The organism is Bacillus sp. AP8, assembly GCF_000321185.1.
Classification (GTDB): domain Bacteria; phylum Bacillota; class Bacilli; order Bacillales; family DSM-1321; genus Bacillus_AD; species Bacillus_AD massilioanorexius.
This window is the reverse complement of sequence record NZ_CAPG01000118.1, coordinates 1-585: the sequence shown is the minus strand read 5'-3', so window position 1 is coordinate 585 and position 585 is coordinate 1. Positions and strand designations below refer to the sequence as shown.

Annotated in this window: 1 protein-coding gene; it reads right to left on the bottom strand. The window is 32.0% G+C overall.

What is annotated here, in order from left to right:
• Window positions 1-36: 36 nt before the first annotated feature.
• On the bottom strand, window positions 37-585 hold a 549-nt coding region (locus BN349_RS22915), incomplete at its 5' end, for an IS3 family transposase (RefSeq protein WP_019244610.1).

The window sequence follows — 585 nt, the reverse complement described above, 5'->3', positions numbered from 1 at the left end:
TGAAGTGACCCCTTAAATTTAGACACGGTTATTTTATTAAGCAACTTTTTGGGCATGAGTTCTGTATTGTACAGGACTCATGCCTTTTAATTTTCGCTTTATTCGTTTGTGATTATAATAAGTCATATAGTTTGCTAACTCTTGTTTAAAATGTTCCACATTCTTAAATTCTTTTAAATAAAGAAATTCTGATTTCAAAATACTAAAAAAGCTTTCTATCACTGCGTTATCGTAACAGTTTCCTTTACGAGACATACTCTGTGTAATACCACGTTCACTAAGACAATGACGATATTTTTTCATTTGGTAATGCCAGCCTTGATCGGAATGAAGCAGGAGTGAATCATCTTCATTTAAACGTTCAAAAGCTTGATTTAACATATCTGAAACGAGTGAGTAAGTTGGATTTGAACCGAGAGTATACGTAATAATTTCTCCATTAAATAAGTCTAATATGGGCGATAAATACAGCTTTTCCCCAAATAATTTAAACTCTGTTATATCCGTAACCCATTTTTCATTTGGTTTTTCAGCTTTAAAGTTTCTATCTAATATGTTAGGTGCAATCTTGCCGATTTTCCCTTT